This window comes from Niameybacter massiliensis, assembly GCF_001282685.1.
Taxonomy (GTDB): Bacteria; Bacillota; Clostridia; order Lachnospirales; family Cellulosilyticaceae; genus Holtiella; species Holtiella tumoricola.
Map to the genome: position 1 here is coordinate 2,983,093 of NZ_LN875035.1, position 20,004 is coordinate 3,003,096.

Annotated in this window: 12 protein-coding genes; 5 read left to right on the forward strand and 7 right to left on the reverse strand. The window is 35.6% G+C overall.

The features are described 5' to 3' along the window. Positions 1–14 precede the first annotated feature (14 nt). From BN2390_RS19550 to BN2390_RS19560, 3 genes are all read right to left on the reverse strand, one after another. Entirely contained in the window at positions 15–2,909 is a 2,895-nt protein-coding gene (locus BN2390_RS19550) for an extracellular solute-binding protein (protein ID WP_053985975.1), read from the reverse strand. 34 nt (positions 2,910–2,943) lie between these two features. Next, positions 2,944–4,962 carry a hypothetical protein gene (locus BN2390_RS19555; RefSeq protein ID WP_053985976.1) on the reverse strand — a complete coding sequence of 673 codons (2,019 nt, stop codon included), beginning with the start codon at positions 4,960–4,962 and terminating at the stop codon, positions 2,944–2,946. A 512-nt stretch (positions 4,963–5,474) separates the two neighbouring features. Continuing rightward, positions 5,475–7,835, reverse strand: coding sequence for a chitobiase/beta-hexosaminidase C-terminal domain-containing protein (locus tag BN2390_RS19560; RefSeq protein WP_053985977.1), 2,361 nt, complete (start codon positions 7,833–7,835; stop codon positions 5,475–5,477). Between the two features lie 159 nt (positions 7,836–7,994). On the opposite strand from BN2390_RS19560, the gene BN2390_RS19565 reads away from it, so the two are divergent. The 3 genes from BN2390_RS19565 to BN2390_RS19575 are packed head-to-tail and all read left to right on the forward strand — an operon-like array spanning position 7,995 to position 12,818. Beyond that, on the forward strand, positions 7,995–9,518 hold the full coding sequence (locus tag BN2390_RS19565; protein WP_053985978.1) for a sialidase family protein: 1,524 nt from the start codon (positions 7,995–7,997) through the stop codon (positions 9,516–9,518). 16 nt (positions 9,519–9,534) lie between these two features. Beyond that, positions 9,535–11,157 (forward strand): DUF4838 domain-containing protein, encoded by a 1,623-nt coding sequence (locus BN2390_RS19570; protein WP_053985979.1) that lies wholly within the window; start codon positions 9,535–9,537, stop codon positions 11,155–11,157. A 38-nt stretch (positions 11,158–11,195) separates the two neighbouring features. Next, positions 11,196–12,818 (forward strand): DUF4091 domain-containing protein, encoded by a 1,623-nt coding sequence (locus tag BN2390_RS19575; RefSeq protein ID WP_053985980.1) that lies wholly within the window; start codon positions 11,196–11,198, stop codon positions 12,816–12,818. Positions 12,819–12,874: 56 nt separating this feature from the next. Here the strand turns inward: BN2390_RS19575 and BN2390_RS19580 are convergent, their stop codons facing one another. Then, positions 12,875–13,660, reverse strand: coding sequence for a Cof-type HAD-IIB family hydrolase (locus tag BN2390_RS19580; protein ID WP_330373837.1), 786 nt, complete (start codon positions 13,658–13,660; stop codon positions 12,875–12,877). Between the two features lie 207 nt (positions 13,661–13,867). Between BN2390_RS19580 and BN2390_RS19585 the strand changes: the two genes are divergently transcribed. Next, positions 13,868–14,593 carry a DeoR/GlpR family DNA-binding transcription regulator gene (locus tag BN2390_RS19585; protein WP_053985982.1) on the forward strand — a complete coding sequence of 242 codons (726 nt, stop codon included), beginning with the start codon at positions 13,868–13,870 and terminating at the stop codon, positions 14,591–14,593. Between the two features lie 672 nt (positions 14,594–15,265). Further along, positions 15,266–15,961 carry a peptidoglycan recognition protein family protein gene (locus BN2390_RS19590; protein ID WP_053985983.1) on the forward strand — a complete coding sequence of 232 codons (696 nt, stop codon included), beginning with the start codon at positions 15,266–15,268 and terminating at the stop codon, positions 15,959–15,961. A 428-nt stretch (positions 15,962–16,389) separates the two neighbouring features. Here BN2390_RS19590 and BN2390_RS19595 read toward each other — a convergent pair whose 3' ends face one another. From BN2390_RS19595 to BN2390_RS19605, 3 genes are all read right to left on the reverse strand, one after another. Continuing rightward, positions 16,390–18,207 (reverse strand): ABC transporter permease, encoded by a 1,818-nt coding sequence (locus BN2390_RS19595; RefSeq protein ID WP_053985984.1) that lies wholly within the window; start codon positions 18,205–18,207, stop codon positions 16,390–16,392. Beyond that, positions 18,204–18,887, reverse strand: coding sequence for an ABC transporter ATP-binding protein (locus BN2390_RS19600; RefSeq protein ID WP_053985985.1), 684 nt, complete (start codon positions 18,885–18,887; stop codon positions 18,204–18,206). The genes BN2390_RS19595 and BN2390_RS19600 overlap by 4 nt, the downstream gene beginning before the upstream one ends. A 75-nt stretch (positions 18,888–18,962) precedes the next feature. Then, the gene (locus BN2390_RS19605; protein WP_053985986.1) at positions 18,963–20,000 is read right to left on the reverse strand and encodes a sensor histidine kinase; all 1,038 of its coding nucleotides are present in this window, start codon (positions 19,998–20,000) and stop codon (positions 18,963–18,965) included. Positions 20,001–20,004 lie beyond the last annotated feature (4 nt).

Genomic DNA, 20,004 nt, shown 5'->3' on the forward strand with positions numbered 1-20,004 from the left:
CCTCCTCATTAAATTTATTCTGATTCTACAGTTGATAAATTAAATTCCTTACGTTTTTTTGTAAGCTCATCATTAATTTCTTTAGCATTTAAGTAAAGTGCTTCTCTTGGGTTTTGACCATCTGTTACAACATTTTTGAATGCGTAACTTACCATACGAGATGTCATATAACCACCTGGTACTTCAGGTAATCCTTTAGTTGCTCTAAACTGTTCTTTTAAAGCTCCTGCATCTTTAACTGACCATGGAAGTTGTTCTACAACATCAACATTAGCACTTGGATAACGTGCTGCTGGTCCCATAATCCCTTCAATAGTGGTTCCGTATTCAAGCTGTACTTCTTCGCTTGTCCACCACTTCATAAATTCCCAAGCTGCATCTCTATTCTTACCTTGTTCAAGCATAATACATTGTGTTGTACTAGAAACAAGTGTATTATCTACCGTACCATCTTCTTTTACTTTTCCTGGTACTGGTGAGAATGACCAAAGTCCACGAATTTCTGGAGCTGATACTTGTAACTGACTATATACCGTATAAGGTGCTATACCCATTGGTACTTCCCCTGTTCTGAAACGGTTAGCAAAGTCTGCAACTACTGGTAAGTGATAACTTGTAAAGAACTGTGTATAATCTTGGAAGGCTCTCATTGCCCCTTCTTCATATAAACCTGTTTCAATACCATAGTCATTTCCTTCTCCAAGATACATATCATTTCCACCTTGGAATACTAGTGATGCATACATTGTTCCATTTGGATCTGCTGTTCCAGCTGGCATATAGAAGTCGTAGTTATGCATTTGCAATACTGGGATAATCGCTTTTACTTCCTCCCATGTAGTTGGTACTTCAAGTCCTAATTCATCTAAGATATCTTGTCTGTAGAATAACATCATAAATGATTGTTGTTCTGGCATCCCAAAGATACCTTCTTGGAATGTAATACCTTCAAATGCACTTGGCTCATACTGTGTATACATTTCGCTAAAGCCATCAAACTCATTTAAATCTACAAGTGCATTACGCACTGCAAAGTTCATAGCTTGTTGCTCTGTAATACCCGTTACAATGTCTGGGCCTCTTCCTGCAAGAGTAGCAGGAATGATTACACTTTCTGGAATAAGTTCTAATTGAACATTAATACCTGTAAGTGGTGTAAAGCGTTCTTCAATTAAGTTCATCATTACTTGAGCCTGGTCACGACCTGTCCCAATCCAAACTTTAATTGATTCTTGCTTTTTATCAACCTTCCCTGACATTTGCGTATTATCATCTATAAAAGTAGATAAGAATCGTTGTGATTCATACGCAAAGTTCTCAACAAAGCCTGCTTCTGTTTGTATAAGTTCTTTTTGCTCTGTACCTAATGTAATAGAATCTACTTCAAGTGGCATAGATGCTACTTCCATATTCCATAGACCTAGTGAAGAAATATTATTTTTTAACTGGCTAAGCTCTTTAACAACAAGTTCTGGATTTTTTGCCAGACGTCCAAGTTGTATGACAAGCTTATCGATAATAACTGAGTCTTCACCTTTTTCACCTGTAATGCTGATAACTTCTTCTAGTATATTTCCAAGTCTCTCTGATTCTTGCGTAAATATATCTTTAACTTCTGGAAGTTTTTTCTCGATTTCATAGTCAATGTAACTGTCTGGAACCGTACCTGTTAACTGAATAATTTTACGGTAAGTTTCATTGAGGACAAATAAACTTTCTTGAACTTCTGTTGTGGCCCTATCAAATTGGCCTAATACTGTCTCTAATGTAATTGTGTTAATTCCCTTTTCAAGAGGAATTAAATAGGCTCCATCATCATTTCCAATAACATAGTTCTTAAATCCTGTGCTATATGGGAAACCTATACTATTCGCTTCTTTAAATGGAACTTTTCCATTAACTAATAATTTTCTGTATGATACTCCACCACGATTACTGCTTTGTCTTGCTGTAAAGGATACTTGATAGAGTCCTGATTCAGGAACTTCAACTTCCCATGTTATACCATCCCCTGGTGTTTTCCAGCTGTCTCCACCAATTGTATTAAATACTAAATTAGATGGATGTGATGGTTCTATTCTTGGACTAGAATAATTTGTATTAATTAATATTGCTCTTGAAGATTTTAATACATTTTTTGTGATGCCTTCGTTGCGCTCTGCTTGCCCTACAAGAAGGTTACCCTCATAAAGAGGGTAAGTGCCTTGTAGTTTATTAATGGTTTCTTCATAGCTAAGGATTGGCTCATCTGCCTTAAAGACAAGATTTGTGATTTTTACAGGTTCTTTGATTGCTTCAAAAGTAAGAGTATGTGTTCCTTGTGATAAGTAAAACTTATAAGGTTCTGTTCCCCTTCTTTGAGCATCTTCTACAAAGGTTTGTTTTGGATTGATAAGTTCTACGGTATTTGGTCTTATTTCATTATCGTTTCTAACTTCAATTTCAGCTGTCTCATTTGCCCATGTACGTTCAAAACTTAATTGTTCCATACCTTTAAAGCAAACTTGATCATCTAGGTACATTTTTCTTTCGATAGTAGAATTTTTACCTTCTACAGGTAAAAATCCTACTTCTAAGTTATAAAAACCTGGTGTTTTAACGTCAAACTGCCATGTTACTTTACCCTCTTCAGGTGTAATTACACCTTCTTGGTCTGTCGTTACACGAGTGCCATCTGCAGCAGTATAGTTATTAATATCTACTACAACTTCACCTTTTGACATATTTCCTTGATATCCGTTAGAACTTAAGTAAGACGCATATGTACTTTCATAGAATTCTTCTCTATCCGTTGGTACACCTATCGTATACACACCTTGCTTTGAGTCGTTAGCACCCTTATAGCTATAACCAATGGCAGCAAGGGCAACCAATGATAATATCAAGCTTCCTACAAGCTTCTTATTCATTGCCTCGCCTCCTAATATGACTAATTACTTATTTTTACTCTGCTACAACTTGTACTTCAATTGTTTGTGTTGCTTCGTTGCCTGCATAGTCTGTTACTGTAATTGCAACATTGTATGTACCAGCTGTTGTTGTATCAATTTCTGATAAGTCCGCTACTACCATTGATTTAAGGTCTAAACCATCTTTATCTGTAGCTGCTTCTACGAAATCGTTAGCCCAGTTAATGTTTGCTGATTCTTCACCTACAGTGATTGTTCTTACTTCTTCTTTCATTGTAAGTGTTGGTGCTGTTGTATTATTACCATCATAGATTGTGATATTGATGTTTTGTTTGCCTTCATTTTCATTTGAATCAGAGATTGTACCTACAACACCTTTTGAGTAAACGCCTACTGTGTTGAAGTCTGTTGCTGATGAATCCCATTTAATGTTTGCTGCATCAAGTTTACCATCAACATTATCTGCTACTGTAAATTCACTAGCCCAATCAATTGATGCTGGATCTGTTCCTTTAGGGAATGCGTATGTTTTACCTGCTTCTACTTGTGTAAATGCTGGTGCAATATTATCTTTTACTTCTGTACTATTTAATGTTGCTTCTACACTTGCAATTTTATCTGTGATAATTGCTTTTTTAGCTTCTACTGCTACTTCGTAGCTTGGTGAACCATCTACACCGAAGATTGAGTCTCCTGCAATCTTCATGAAGTCCCAATAAACGCCTGTCATGTTAGAAAGTTCGTTTACAACTGTTGCTTCTGTACTTGAATAGTAGATATCTTGCATATCAGCGCCAATTTCTTCATGGAATAAGTCAATTCCAATTCTGATTGGTGCTTTTTCATCTGCTCCACCATTTACTTCTTTTGTTAATTTTTGAACTTCTGAGTTAAATAATTGGTATGTTTGAATTGCTACTGGAATTTTAGCTTCATCTACACCACGAAGGATTGCCCATGATTCTCCACCTGTACGAACTTGTCTGTAGTTTGGATCATCAAATGCCATACTGTCTGGTCTTGGGAAAGGAATAAATCCTAAAGATTGACCACGATCAGCCGCTTTTGCTGCCGCTCCACTTGAACGCCAGTCTTCGATATTTGTGAATACTGATTCACCCATTTCGAATGGTGCACCTTGTGCATTGTAAGGTCTGTTACTTGTACCTTCTACAACTTCTGTAACAAGTAATCCTTTGTTGATTAAACCTTCAACGTATGCTACAGCTTCTTTTGTACCTTTAGATTCAATTCCAAGCCCTTCTTGGCCGTAGATACTTCCACCAGCTGAATGCATTGCTTGGATAAGTGTTTCTGTGTAGTCTGTTCTGTATGCATCAATTCTTTTTTCTGGTCTTTCTGGTGCCTGACTATTTGCATAGTGTGCATTGATTTTAGCTAAGTAATCTTCAAATACACTCCATGTCCATTTACCTTCTTTATAAAGATCTGTTGGGTAAATTGTTTTGCCGTTTTCTTTTAAAGCGTCAACTTGTTCTATGTAATCAATGTTATAGAATAATGGTGATAACGGATGTGTTCCACCGCCTGATACTTCAATAAAGTATTGTTTACCATAGATTGGTGCTGGAATCTCACAATCTGGTAAAAATGCGTCCATATAATTATCTAATGGTTGAAGCACGTTTTGTCCTAAAATAGTTCCTTGTGAGTTAGCATATAAGTTAACAACATCCGCAACCGGGTCACCAGCCATTACACTTTGTAAAAGTACTTCTGTTGTATCTCCAGGGAATTGTACCCACTCAATATCAACGTTTAATTCATCTTTTACTTTTTGCATTGCCTGAATACGGATTTCTCTGTCAACTTCATTCATTGCATATTCGCCTGTTACAGGATCTTTGTAGTTAGGATTCATAGAGTTTGCAGCATGTGATCCAATACGGATTACTGTTGTTTCACCTTTATCTCCTTTTGGAGCTGTATCAGTATTATTACCTGTTTCAGCACCTTTTCCCCCTGCACAACCTGTTAGAGCTATTGCACCCGCTAAACCTAATGCAAGCACTTTAGAAAATTTCTTTAGCATTTTCTGCTACCTCCTCTTGATGTGTTTTTAAGCTTACAATTTAAATTTTTCCCTTTTCCCAGATGTTAATTATTGTGTACTTAAAAGAGTTACTTTAACTTGCAAGTCTTATCTATCTTGATTGATTACCAATTAAGACCTTTAAGAATTTCACTAAAACTTTTTACTAAAAAAACCATTTGTTAACTAATTTTTACATACTTGTTAGAAAAAGTTTAATTGCACTTTTACACAAAAATCATTTTTTTATTCGTGTAATTTAAGTATATTTTACAACATTTAGTTCTAACTTACAATACAAATATAAAATTTTTACTTTTTTTAGCACTATTTTTTTATTTTAAGTTCAAAAAAACTAGATGGCCCAAATTTTACCACCTAGTTTTTTACCAATTTATTTACCTATCTTATTTTACTACTTTATTTTACTACTTTACCGTAACCCTAATTTTTATAGATTTTCACACAAAAGTTATGTTTTTTCTTTATAGTTACTTAACTTTTCTGTTACTTTATCTTCCTTGAACAATAATTTCATCTGCAAAAATGAAATAGAACTTATGTGGCTTAGCTTTAACTCTTACATATCTTGCCTTTGCTTGTAGCTCCATTACAATATCCTTAATTTCAATATCAGGATCTCCACTTTCAGCATGTACATGATTTGTTCCTACTTCTTCAAACATTTCTCCATCTTGTGAAATATAGAAAGTTACATAATCAGGATAGTATGGACCTGATCTTTTACTTTGCATCAATCCAATATTAATACTAGAAATTTCTCTTTCTACGCCTAAGTCTACTACTACATCTAATACGTCTGTTGTAATGAGCCAGCAGTTATCTACATAATTAAGGCTACCTTTCTCACCATCAATTAAGTCATTTGCCCCATTACGGTTAAATACTTTTCTTTCATCAAACTTGGTAGGACTTGTAATAGCTACCCTTGGTAATGTATTAAAATATTTAGCCTCTATTACGTCACTTGCAATACGCCCTTCTTTAAATGCACGTGCTTTAATGACACAATCTTCTCTTACTTCAACAGCTTCCTTATATATAGAAGATTCTTCTGTTGGATCTGTACCATCTACTGTATAACGAATCACTCCACCATCATTGATATTGGTCATTGTACAGTATACAACCTCATCATATTGCTTTACTTTTGCACGATGAGACATGATTGGCTTAATAAGCTTAATCTTTGAGATTTTTTCTTCATCAACCTCTACAGCTTTTTCTACTTCTGCATCAAAAGCCACTGCATGAGTTAAGTACTCTTCATTAAAGATTTCTAATTGCTGTAATTCTACACAATCATTCATGATAAAGGTACAGTTAGAATCTGTTGGTATAATCATTACACCGTCATCTTCTTTTATACATTTTCCATTTTCTACTTTCATACCATAAGTGAATCCTTCATGAGTACAAATTAACTTATTATCTCTAATTTCCTCTAGAACAGGTAATGTATTGATTCTAATACCCCATTCTATTTCAGTTTCTTTACTTTCCACTTCAAATTTCATAGCTGCTTGGGTATGGGTGATGATCATTTTAGCTTGACCTTCCATATTCCATGTAGCAATCCATATCTTTTCATCTTCTTTTGCTTCAAACTGAACTGATTCACCTTTTAATACTGCACCAGTCTTTAAATTGATAAAGTCAATACTTGCTCTTTTTTCCTTTGTGCTCCAATAACAAGCATTGAGTATTGGTAGTGCATCAAAAATACTTTCATTATTATCTATGTAATCATTAAGATATCTTGACTCATACTTTTCATCAAATAAATATAAATCTCTAATACTTAAAACACCTTGATCTAGCATCAAACTGCTACGATAGAAACGACTGCTATACCAACACGTTTTAAGATCAAATGTTTCGTTCCAGTCTGTAGTTGCTGTATAGGTTACAGGTGGTGTAAGTTGATACTTCTTCTTAAACCACATAGAAGAATCTCTAAGACTTTCTACTCTAACTTTATTTTCTTTTCTAAGGTCTGCAATATGACGCATTTGCATTTCAAATCCATCTCCAACATTCCCCCAGATAAAGCTATTTTCTTGACCTGCTTGTGTATAGCCATAACCTAATTGTTCTTCTTCTGTAATACAATTAAATAACCATTTTACCCATGTTTCTGACTGACCACATGTCCAAGCTGGCTCTAATGTATAAATACCACCTGCTCCTGGTCTCACTTCTGCTTCAAAGTTATAGATTGGATCTGGTCCTAGTAATTTAAAGATAGGCATATTCACTTGCATCTCATGGCTTTGAGCTGGAATATTCTCATTCACTTTACTTGGATAGTAAGCACCATTTACATATCCGCCCCAAAGTGTAAAACCATCTATTCCTTTTTGATCTCTACAAAGCGCTCCACCTATAACACCATATTTTTCTTTTGCATACTCAAAAGATACAATATCCATTACCCATGAACCAATTGTTTTAGGATAGTAACCATACACTTCTTTGAAGTCTTTCATATAAACATCTATAAGTTTCTTTCTTTCTTCTGGTGTATAAGCAAGGGAGTACCCAGCCTTAACATGAAGGTCAATCACATCACAACCTTTCCATGTTACACCAGCTTTATCTGCCATCTCTTGTGTAATTTCCCACCAAGCGCCTACTTCATCTTTTTCATCAATCATAGACTTAATAAGTTCTGTATAACGTTCATCCATAACTGCATCATGTTTTAAGGCATAGGTTGCTGGAAGTTGATGTTGCTTTAAAATGTCCATTTCATTTTTCAATGTATCAAAATCTTCCTGAGTAAAAATGCCATCATTATAAGTTGACTTACGAACAAAATGATAAATATTTACTAATGCTTGTTTTTTCATGCTTTAATCCCTCTTTTATAGTCTTTTTGTTTAAAATAGATAAAATCTATCATACAACATAATTAACATAATTCATATATTTTTTCACTTTTTTATAGTAAAATTTTAGTTTTTATTTTATTATAGGAGTATTACCACGAGTTTGAAAGGAGCATTAGTATGTTTGCACAAAATGTTTTACCTCAATCAATAGTTTTTGAACACAATCAAGATTTCAATTCAAATTATTTCCGTATCCCATTTATGACTATCACCAAAAAAGGTACGCTCATTGCTGGTAGTGATATTCGTTATGTAGATGCTAGCGACTATAATATGATTGATATCGGTATTGCTAGAAGTGAAGATGGAGGTAAAACTTGGATAGATAAACAAATCGTTCATCATAGACGCGGTATCCATCCTGAACATTCTAGAAAAATGGATGGTTGTATCGTTGTTGACCATGTGACTGGACGTATCTTCTTATTCGCTTTAGCACTTGACTTACATATGCATTTAGATTCTGATAACCACAAAATGCAAGACTTAGTTTATGCCTATTCTGATGATGACGGTAAAACTTGGTCTGAAGAAATTAGCCTCAAAAAATTCTATGACGATGGTTGTAACCTCTTCCTTCAAGGACCAGGTAATGGTATCCAATTAGAAGATGGTACATTGGTTATACCTATTCAACGTTGGGTTCCACCAAATACTAACATTCGTTCAACAGCGGGTATTGTCTACTCTACTGACCACGGCGAAACTTGGCATCAAGGTGAGACACGCATTGATACCTATACTTCAGAAAGTTCAGTTGTAGAATATAAGTCAAATGAAATCCTTATGTCCTGTCGTGCACCGCTTACTGATGCACGTGCCTTCTATACAACTTCTGACTTAGGTAAGACTTGGGTGCCTCATATTTCTAATAATACTATTTACGAACGTGGAGGCTGTCAATCTCCTATTCTTAAATTCACTGCACCAAACCACAAAACTTATGGTGTATATGCCACACCTCAGCATTCAGGCATTTCTTGGGAACGTAATAAGCTTACACTTATGGCTACTGATGACTTCATTCACTGGAATACTATTGCTGAAGTTATTCACGACTCTAATGATGGTTATTCTTGCTTTACTTATGACGAGACAAACCAAGCCCTCTACCTTCTTACAGAACAAAGAGGAAATATTGTTTGCCACAACTTAAGTTGCTACCTTCCTGCTATTATGCAAAACCATACAACTTATGATCACCAAGCAATAAGTAAGGTACACCGTTTCCCTGTATACTCTATGGGACATTACCTTAATATGACACACCAAGATGAATGGTACAAACTCCTTACATTAAAACTTAAGGCAAATAGCTTTGCTTTACTCAATCTTAATGTCTTAGGTTTCCATCATAATGACACCATCATCTTACGTGCTAAGCAGCACAATACAGATGCACATGATTTAGAGCATATAGAAGTAACTTCTACGTTGCCACTTCAACTTGTTCCAACACTTAAAGAAGATGATTACTTTGTATACGAACTCTATCTTCAAGCAACTACTCTAGATACATTAAGCTTAGCTGTTCAAAACTGTATGATTTCTGATTTAGAACAAGCTGTTCTTCAAATCACAACATCTTTCCAAGATGCCACCCTTGAAAGCAGCGTAGAAACACTTCCTACTACTATCTAAAATTTTGGAGGCTTTTATGGACTTTAATTTTGCTAAGAACAACCAAGTACTATGCAGTATTCATCCAACTGACACTAGCTACCGCAGCGCTACTATTCTTGCAGATTATCTAAAAAAAATCACACATCTTAACTTCTCATTAGACTCTAATGAGAAGTTAAGTCATCAAGTTATTTTCAAAACATCTAACGCCTACGGACATAACGGCTTCGCTTATTACACTGTGCAAAGCACTGATCATACTGAGCTTATTTTTGAGGCAGAAAACGAGCAAGCTTTTGTTTATGCTATTTATGATTTTTTAGAAAGATTAGTGGGTTGTCGCTACTTCACACCAGATATAGACTTCATTCCAACATGCCCTAACTTATCTGTTGAACTGAATCACTATAGTTATATCCCTCCTATTGAATACCGTGAAATTTATTATAAAGCTTTTGAAAATAAAGCTTTTGCAGAAAAACATAAAGCTGCTCAAAGTAAAGTTCATGAAGGTTGGGGATTTTGGTGTCACTCTTTCCAAGAGCTTTTACCAAGCAAGGAGTACTTCGAAGCACATCCTGAGTATTTTGCTCTTCTAAACGGTGAGCGCCATCCTCAAGGAGAACCTTGCTTAAGTAATCCTGAAGTTCAAAAGATTATGATCGAAAACCTTAAAAAGTTTATGGATGAGAAACCTGATTGCCTATATTGGTCTGTTAGCCAAAATGATGACAACAACTACTGCCAATGTGAACACTGTAAAAAGCTTGATGATTATGACGAAAGTCCTATGGGGTCTGTCCTTAACTTCGTTAACAAAGTAGCCAATAGCTATCCTGACAAAGTTATTTCTACACTTTCTTATTGGTATACAAGGAAACCACCAAAGCATACCCGACCTGCAAAAAATGTACATATTATGACTTGTAATATAGAAGCAAATAGAGGCCTTCCTATTGCCATAGATCCTACTTCAAAAGAAAGTAAGGAAGAATTAGAATTTTGGGCAAGCATCTCCGAGAATGTTTCTCTTTGGGATTACAATATCCAATTTAGAAACTTAGTGAGTCCTTTCCCTAACTTACGTACCCTTGCTCCAAATATGCAATTCTTTGTCAAAAATAATGTGAAGCTACTCTTTAGTCAATGCAATAGAGAAATAGGTGGCGAATGGAGTGATCTACGTGGTTACTTACTAGCAAAACTAGCATGGGATCCATACTGTGATATAAATATGCATCTAGAAGATTTCTGCAAAGGGTATTACCAAGAGGGTGCACCTTTTATTCTTGAATATATTAAGACCATTCATGATGCACAAGAAAAACACAATCATCGCCTAGATATCTTTGGTAATCCTGAAGATGCTAAGAAGACCTTTTTAACTAAAAAGCTTTTCAAATACTATGTAGAACTCTTTGACAAAGCAAAAGCAAGTGTAGCATATGATGAAGACTTATTACTTCGTGTTCAAGTGGCTGCACTTCCTATAGATTATGCGGGTATCTATCTTAAGTACGGTACATCCAAACAACAATTAGAACGTATTGCACGTTTTGCAAAGGTTGCAAGAAAGTGCCAACTTCATATGGTTGAAGAATGGAAGATTACTGTTGACCAATTTGTTACTGACGCATTATCCCAACTTGATTTATAAATTTACTATATCATCCAAAAGGAGATTGTTATAAAGTCATGAAGCCACATTTTAACGTAGGTATTTTCGATGAATTAGATGCTTTATATCCAGATACAAATGCACATTTAGGCAAAGAAATTTATCAAATCAGTAGCGCTTCTAATAGTTTTGCTAGCGCTCATCTTATGGTTTCAGACTTAACACCAGGCGATTGTGTTACTTTTGAAATTATAGGTCCTCATGGAAACTATAAGCTTTTTGAACTTGTTCCTGTACCCGTTGAACATAATACAGGCCTTACTACTCGCACCGAATGTATAGATCATATGTATAATCCTTATACCATTCGCCGTGCACCTTTTATGATTTATGAAGCTTTAAGACCTATGCGCAATATCTTACAAGCAACTGGTACTTCTTTAGCTGTAGCCTTTAGATCTCTTGTAAACGTATCTAAGTATACTCAGCAAAAATGGGATATTCTTATTACAGTTGGCACTTTAACAAGAAAGGTAACACTTATTGTAGATGCCTTCCCTGTATGCGTACCACCATGTGGCAAAGACTCTCATAAGTATGTCAATTGGATCAACTTAGATAACGTAGCCGAATTACACTATTGCACACCTTGGAGTGACAGATGGCTTGCACATGTAAAATCCTATTTCAAATTAGCGCATTATGGAAGGCAGAATACAGCTTGGCTACAACCTACTCTTTTCTTTGAACAAACCAAGGACCATACACTTGTACTTAATGAAAAGAAACTTGATAAACTTATTCAAATCATTGATGAATGTGGCCTGTATTATATTCAATGTGCTACTGTAGCTGGCAGAAAAGATGGGGATTGGATGGCAAGTGAGGCCGAAGTGATGATTACTGGTGAACCTATCCCAGGCTCCGGAGAATCTACACTCGCTTCTATTGGAGAACAGCTCTACACTTATCTTGTCAAACACAATTTAGAAGAACGTTGGATTCAAAGCTTCTTTGATGAACCCTTAGATGTTTCTAGTACTGTCTACAAACAGGGTGTATCTATTTTGAAGTCTGTTATGCCAAACATTCCAATTGTAGATGCTAACAAAACTTCTAGAGCTATTGAAGGAAGCCTTACTATCTGGTGTCCTAATGTTGCTGATTACGAACATGACTTAGACTTTTATAATCACCGTATCTCTGAAGGGGATCGTGTATGGGTTTATACATGTTTAGAACCTACTGGCCCATACCTCAATCGCTTACTCGATATGGAAAGAATCCGTACTGTACTTTTTGGTTGGGTAGCTTCTTTATATGATGTAGATGGCTTTTTACATTGGGGTGGAAGTTATTTCAAAGTCAATCCTTACGAGCAATCTTGTGTATGTATGAATACTGAGGAATATACAAACTACCATAGCGATTATGCTTCACAGCTTCCTGCTGGTGATTGTGGTATTTTCTACCCTCATTTCAGTGGCGCCATTTCTTGTACACGCCTAGAAGGGCATCGCATTGGCTTTGAAGACTTAGAACTGATTCAGTTACTTAAAAAGATGAATCCAGCACTTTGTGATCAACTTGTACATACCTTAGCACGTGGTTATAAGGATTATGAAACAGATCTAGCGCTTTATCGCCAAACTAAGCACACCCTACTTTCTACCTTGAATGCATTGCAAACTATAGATTAATCACTGTATACATAAAAAAGCTGGCTTCTCACCTTAAGAGAAGCCAGCTTTCTATCTTAAATAACCTTAAAATGTTTCAATGCATTCATAATACCATTATCATCAACTTCTGATGTAATATAATCCGCAACAGCTTTAACATCATCTGTTGCATTTCCCATAGCTACTCCAATATTGACATATTGAAGCATATCTTTATCATTGCCTCCATCACCAAAGGCCATTGTTTCAGTAAGATCAATATCATAATACTCTAGCACCTTCCCAATACCCGTATTCTTCCCACCATCTTTAGGAATAATATCTGTGAACGTTGGATGCCATCTAGCTGCTTTACAATTTGGAAGATATCTTAGCACTTCCTCTTCTTCATCTTCTGTAATGTATATACTTAATTGATAAGTTGGTTGAGTCAGTGCACGCACAGCTTCATCTACATAGAGTTTAGGCGCAGCAGTTCCTAACTTCGCCCAAAGATTATTAACCTTTTCATTTGCTTGATTAAAATATACATAATCGACTTCTACAAAGCTACAAGCAATCTCTGATCTTTCTTCTAAGTAAGGAAGTATACTTTCTATATCCTCTTTTGATACCGTTTGCTTATGAATAACCTCCTTTTGATTAAAACAGTATTGTCCATTCATAGCAATATATCCATCAAACTCAAAATCAATGTATTCTTTAAGCACTGATAACTGTGAAGGAGAACGCCCCGTTGCAATAAATATTTTAATGTCTTTTTCTCTTAATGCTTTTAATGCTTGTTTTGTCGTTTCAGGAATTTGATGGTTTTTAAAACTTACTAATGTCCCATCGATATCAAAAAAGATTGCTTTCACCATAGCTAATAAGTCCTTTCCGTTATTAAATAAAATATCACGCTAAGCTTGACCTTATCACGCTATTTTTTACTTACACCCCTATTATAATCCTTATATTAGACAAAATCAATACAAATTAATACAGAACAATAATAAACAATAATAAGTAATATTTCTTATAAAGCTATGTTATAATATTCTCATCTTATAAGCGAGGTAAATAAAATGTTTTTAGAAGAACGCCACAAAAGAATTTTAAATAAACTTACTGCCGAAGGTCGAGTAAAAGTCAAGGACTTAGCAAAGGAATTCAATGTCACTGAAGATTGCATAAGAAAAGACTTACGTGAACTTGAGAATAACCAAAAACTAAAAAGAGTCTATGGTGGCGCCATTCCACAAAGAACTCACCAAGATCTAAAAACTATCGATGAAAGAAAGAATATTAATCTTGACGAAAAAAGAAAAATCGCCAGAAGTGCCTTAACCTTTATTCAAGAAAACGATACGGTTTTTTTAGACACCTCTACCAATACCCTTGAGATTGCAAAAGAATTAGCAACAGCCAACAAGAAAGTCACTGTTGTAACCAATATGTTAGAGATCGTATTCCAACTTAAAGCTCATCCACATATTAAAATCATCTGTATCGGTGGTGAATTCAACCATGAGGTTGGTGCAATCGTTGGAACAGCTACGGAACACTACATTAGAAGTTTTACTTATGATCTAGCTTTCATTGGTGCTTGCGGTGTCAACAAAGATAGCGGCTATGTCAGTACTATTAGCCTTGTTGATGGCACCACTAAAAAGACCATTATTGAATGTGCTAATAGAAGTTATCTCGTTATTGAAAAAGAAAAGTTCAACTATGATGCTTTTTATAAATTTGCACGTTTAGAAGAAATTACCGGTATTATAACGGAAGATGAAGTTATATTGGAGCCTTAACTTCCATCAAAGGATGTAGCTACTTGTTTTAAGTCTCATTAGGTAACTTGTACAATGCCGAACCAAATTTTTTAGTATAATTAAATAAATTTTATTTTTTCATTAGAAAAAGTAAGGAATTCCCTCTCTCAATTTGTATATATAGAGTGTAAGGACAATATGGCTAACAAATCCAGGCTGTTAGTGATATCCCTTACCTAAGAAAAAGTCCAATACATATCTAGGTCCTCCCTCTTACCTTCATGTGTACACACTTTTTCTTAACAACTAGATCTGCTACGAGTGGTGGCAAACTCCACAGGTCTAAGGTACTACCTACTCACTTTCTTTTAAGCCACGTTAAGCTTCTCCTATATCATAAGCACTTCTGGTCTACGCTCATAAAGTGATGCCTCCTCACAAGTCCTTTAAGAAGCCAATCGCCGTGATACATGCACTGCATCCCTTTCACCAACAAACGCTTACTTCAAGCACTTGCAAAGATACACACCTACAGCCACTACCTTCCTTGCTTATTCACTTTGAAGTTTAACGTAACTTATTTTGTGAGCCCTTTTGCCACAAACACAAAGAAGCTAACTTAAGTCTGTCCATTGATAAAAGAGGGAAGACAGCCTTAGGTTAGCTTCTTGTGCTTTTCAGTTATATTCTGCTAGAAAGGAGGTGAATTCCATGCCACTTTCCATACAACAAGCACTTCTTACACCCAATATCTATAGCCGCCCTCAACTTCCACTTAAGCAAGTCAAGAAGCTTGTCATCCACTGGGTTGCTAACCCAGGCAGTTCTGCACTTGCCAATCGCAACTACTTCGAGAATCTTAAAAATGGCACCCGAGGCATCTATGCTAGCAGTCACTATATCGTAGGACTAAAAAGAGAGATTATCCAGTGCATCCCCGAGACAGAAGTGGCTTACCATGCCAAAAATGCCAATACCTACAGCCTCGGTATAGAAGTCTGCCACCTAGATGCTACAGGCGAGTTTAGCCCTACTACCTATGCAGCACTCATAGAACTTTGCACCCACCTATGTTATACTCATACACTAGACCCAGCCACTGCTATCATCCGCCACTACGATGTTACCGGCAAAATCTGCCCTAAGTACTACGTCCATAACCCAGCCGCTTGGAGCAAACTCAAACACGATGTGGTCGCTAGCCTTAATGCACATTACTTACAAGTTTATCCCGATAACTTACCACAGCTTCTACCCCTTCAACTCAACGGTACCCTTAGGCAAGTATCAGGTTTTGTTAAAGATGATCAATACTATGTCAAACTACGAGACTTGGAAGATTCCTATATTCAGATCGACTATGACGAAGTAAAGAAAATGCCTGTGCTAAACCTTAAACCATTGTAGAATTACAACCCCAGCTTGAAAATCATTTCGGCTTATGATTTTCAAGCTGGGGTTATTATTTAAGTTATCTATTGTAAAGGATGATATCATAGTGAATAGCCTGATAGGATTCGAACCTACAACACACAGTTTAGCAAACCTGCTGAATTGTCATATAGAGTTCATTCACTAAAGGCTATACTCTTTGATTTCCAACGAATATGATCTTTTATTGTTTTATTTTTCCACTTTATTCTAAATTTTATTTAAGATTTTAATACAATACTCATTTTTCATGTCATTAAAACCTTTTGTGTTTTTTGTATCTTATCATTAATAAATCTATATATTAATAAAATTCATTCTACCACTTACAGTTTCTGCTAGCAATAAAAGGATTATTCGTGTTCTTCCTTGTTTAAAAACAAATTCTGTTTAGTACTGATTTGCTACATGTTATGCTCGTTTATTGTATCAATTATCACCATGTTTCGAATTCGTTTTAATGGTGCATATATCGCAGCCGCAACCGCAAAGCATAAAAACAAAAGAATTATGATGATCGGCAAAACTGGAAAACTCCAAGTTGCATAGCTAAAATGGCTGGTAATAAGACTGTTATATAAAAATTTACTCATACCCAAGCCAATTGCACAGCCAGCAATACATCCAAACAACGCATAAGTAAATGCTTCAGCCGCTATCATTTTTGCTATTTGATGTGTATTCATCCCTACTGCACGCATTGCTCCATATTGTTTCATTCTAGCAGACACGCTCATAGAAATATTATTCATAATATTCAATATAGCAACCAACGTAATAATGATTAAAAATGCATATATGCATAAAACGAATGCTATATAAGTGCCAGAAGTCCGTTGGTCTCTCTGATCTCTAAAGATATATTTATCATCTGTTAGGTTACGAATTGCTTCCACGTTTTCATCAGTAGCTCCTTTTTCCATTTGAATCATAACAAGTGAATAATTCGTTTCTCCTATTAACCTCTGAAATGTTTTGTCTGAAGTAATGATTGTCATCTTACCGTTAGTAACTCCATCATTACTGAATGGATCACATTTTAATAAGCCTGCAATTTCTAATTTTTCAGTGCCTACTCTGATTTTATCTCCGATTTCCCAATTACTGTCTTTATCCCAAGTCGTTAAAACATAATTGCTATCTCCATATACTTTTGAAATGTCACTACCTCTTTTTAGCATATTATCTTTTGTAAGACAATCTAAATCAAATGCATCATAAGAGATAATATCTACCACATTTGATGACATGTTCTCATTGTTCATTTCTACTAGAACATCAAATGAACTTCTGCGTCCAAAAATATGCTTTATCTCCTGCATATCGTTCATATTATCAAGCAGTTCACTGTCTATTGAATTCGAACCGTCTATACTCCAGATTTGAAGATCAGCAGTACTATACGATTGTGGCATAAGGTAGCCAACGAAATCAATTAGAACCGAAAAACACAAAAAGAGAATTATACTAATTGCAAATGATCCTGTCATAAGTATTAGTTTTTTCTTTACTTCTACTGCATGATGAATGCCAAGTGCAGTCTCTATCTTAAAAACATGCGTATTTATTTCATAATATGCCTTACTCTTATATTCTGAATTGCTTGAAATGGCTGTAGCAGGAGATACCTTTGCTGCCTGTTTTGCCGGAGTTCTAGCAGCAATCAAAACGGTAACTGTTCCCATCACCACTCCACTGATTATACCAATTATACTAATACCAAACAGTGGGATAGTCGTAAATTCTTCACCAACACAAAACCGTAAAATCGCACATAATCCCCATGTAGCTACAATTCCAAGTAGAACTCCTATTGGAATTGCTACTGTACACCAGTTAAGAGCTTCTAGCCTTACAAAACGGATAATCTGCTGTTTACTCATTCCAATACATCGCATCATTCCAAAGAATTTTGTTCTTTGGGCAACATTACTATTTATACTACTTGAAATCATTAATGTACCTGCTATCATGATCAGTATAAATAATACAATAGCAGTTGGGAAAAGTGTTTTCCCCATTTCACTACCCAGAATATCATGAATCTTTAGCGCCCCATGTTTGGAAACTAATCTTGTTTCCTCCATTCGGATGCCCATCTCTGCCATGCTAAAAACTGCCGTTACTAAGAATACTGCAAAAATAATACATAGAAGTGTCATGCGATTTTGACGTTTATGCATCTTTGCGGAGATTGAGATAAGATCTAAATAACTTTTCATTCCACACACCTCTCAAAATCAGTTAAGACACCGTCCGATACTTGTAAGACACGATCTGCAGTCTGGGCAATTCTACGACTATGCGTAATCATGACAATCGTTTGCGCATAGTTTTTGGAAGCTTCCTTTAGCAATGCGATTACTTCACTGCTACTCTTAGAATCCAAATTACCTGTTGGTTCATCAGCTAATATTAGAGACGGACGCGTAATTAACGCACGTCCAATGGCAACTCTTTGTTGTTGCCCACCAGATAATTGACTTGGTAGATGATTTCGCCGTTCTTTTAAGTTCAATACTGTCAGCAGTTCTTCCAAATACTTTTTATCTGTCTTTTGATAATCAAGTAGTAATGGGAATATAATGTTCTGCTCAACTGTAAGTTCCGGAATTAAGTTAAATGCCTGAAAAATAAATCCTATATTTCTACGGCGAAAGACTGTAAGCTCCTTGTCTTTCATTTGAAAAGTATCATTTCCATCAATAAAAACAGTTCCAGAAGTAGGCGTATCGAGAGCTCCCAATAGATTAAGAAGCGTACTTTTGCCAGATCCAGACTCACCAACTACCGCCACAAATTCTCCTTTTGGAATAGAAAAGCTTACGTTTTTTAATGCTTGTACAGCAGCTTCACCTCTACCATAAGTTTTAGAAATAGATTTCACTTCTAATAAGTTCATTCTATTACCTCTCTTTCTGTTTCAAACTATATCCAAAGAATACTGTACGAATCCTACTAAAAAATGAATTTCACCTTACAATTTTGTAGGAATTAAAAAATTAATAACAAAATTAGTACCAATGCCTAATTCACTATCCACTTCAATCACACCGTTATGCGCCTCAATAATAGCCTTAGAAAGCGGCAATCCTAGCCCAATTCCTGGAATATCTTTTGAAAATCTACTACGATAAAAGCGTTTAAAAATAAAGTATCGGTCCTCTGGGTAGATTCCGCTGCCATTATCCTTTATCATAATCTGCACAACTGAGGCAAATTGCATCCACTCAATATGTATTTTGTCACCCTTTTTGGTATGATCAAGTGCATTTTTTACAATATTATCAATTGCCTCAATGAGCCAATCCTGGTCACATAACAAGGTTATGGTTTCATCTCCAGTCAAACTAATTTCCTTTTCTTCCTGTTTTACACGAAATAAAAAATGTTTTTGTACTCGTTTCATCATTTCTGATACGTTCTCTTCCCTTTTATTAATTAAGATAGTTCCCGCATCAAACTTTGCAATTTTCAAGAGATTTTGTACAAGTGTTTCTATTCGATCCAGTTCCTGCTCCGAAAGATCTATGAATTCTTGGATTGTTGGCAGATTTTCTGCTTCACCTTGTAGAATACCGTTATATATATTAAGGGCTGCAAGCGGTGTCTTTAACTGATGAGAAATATCTGCTATCGTATTTTTCAGGAACTCCTTTGATCTTACTTCATTTTCTACATGGGCACTTAAAATCGAAGCTAAGGAATTTACCTTGTGGAATAACTGATACAACTCCCCCTCTTCATTACAAGCAATCCGGGCATTTGGATTACCCTTAATATATTCTGCAACTTGTTCAGTAGCTGTTTCAATGATCTTTTGCTGCTCCTTAAAATACCTGTAACAAACGATCATAATTATCATCGCCATGCACAAGGAACATAGAAAGATATAAAGTGCTGAATTCTTAACACCATACTTCATAAAAATAACTGCTGCAATAGAAAAGGAGGCTATACACGCCCATATTCTATAAAAAAGAGTCTTTATTTTATTATTTACTAGTATTTTCATTACT

Coding starts and splice junctions, on each gene's coding strand:
- BN2390_RS19565 (WP_053985978.1), top strand. CDS start 7,995: ATGTTTGCACAAAATGTTTTACCTCAATCAATAGTTTTTGAACACAAT.
- BN2390_RS19600 (WP_053985985.1), bottom strand. CDS start 18,887: ATGAACTTATTAGAAGTGAAATCTATTTCTAAAACTTATGGTAGAGGT.
- BN2390_RS19595 (WP_053985984.1), bottom strand. CDS start 18,207: ATGAAAAGTTATTTAGATCTTATCTCAATCTCCGCAAAGATGCATAAA.
- BN2390_RS19550 (WP_053985975.1), bottom strand. CDS start 2,909: ATGAATAAGAAGCTTGTAGGAAGCTTGATATTATCATTGGTTGCCCTT.
- BN2390_RS19555 (WP_053985976.1), bottom strand. CDS start 4,962: ATGCTAAAGAAATTTTCTAAAGTGCTTGCATTAGGTTTAGCGGGTGCA.
- BN2390_RS19590 (WP_053985983.1), top strand. CDS start 15,266: ATGCCACTTTCCATACAACAAGCACTTCTTACACCCAATATCTATAGC.
- BN2390_RS19560 (WP_053985977.1), bottom strand. CDS start 7,835: ATGAAAAAACAAGCATTAGTAAATATTTATCATTTTGTTCGTAAGTCA.
- BN2390_RS19575 (WP_053985980.1), top strand. CDS start 11,196: ATGAAGCCACATTTTAACGTAGGTATTTTCGATGAATTAGATGCTTTA.
- BN2390_RS19585 (WP_053985982.1), top strand. CDS start 13,868: ATGTTTTTAGAAGAACGCCACAAAAGAATTTTAAATAAACTTACTGCC.
- BN2390_RS19570 (WP_053985979.1), top strand. CDS start 9,535: ATGGACTTTAATTTTGCTAAGAACAACCAAGTACTATGCAGTATTCAT.
- BN2390_RS19605 (WP_053985986.1), bottom strand. CDS start 20,000: ATGAAAATACTAGTAAATAATAAAATAAAGACTCTTTTTTATAGAATA.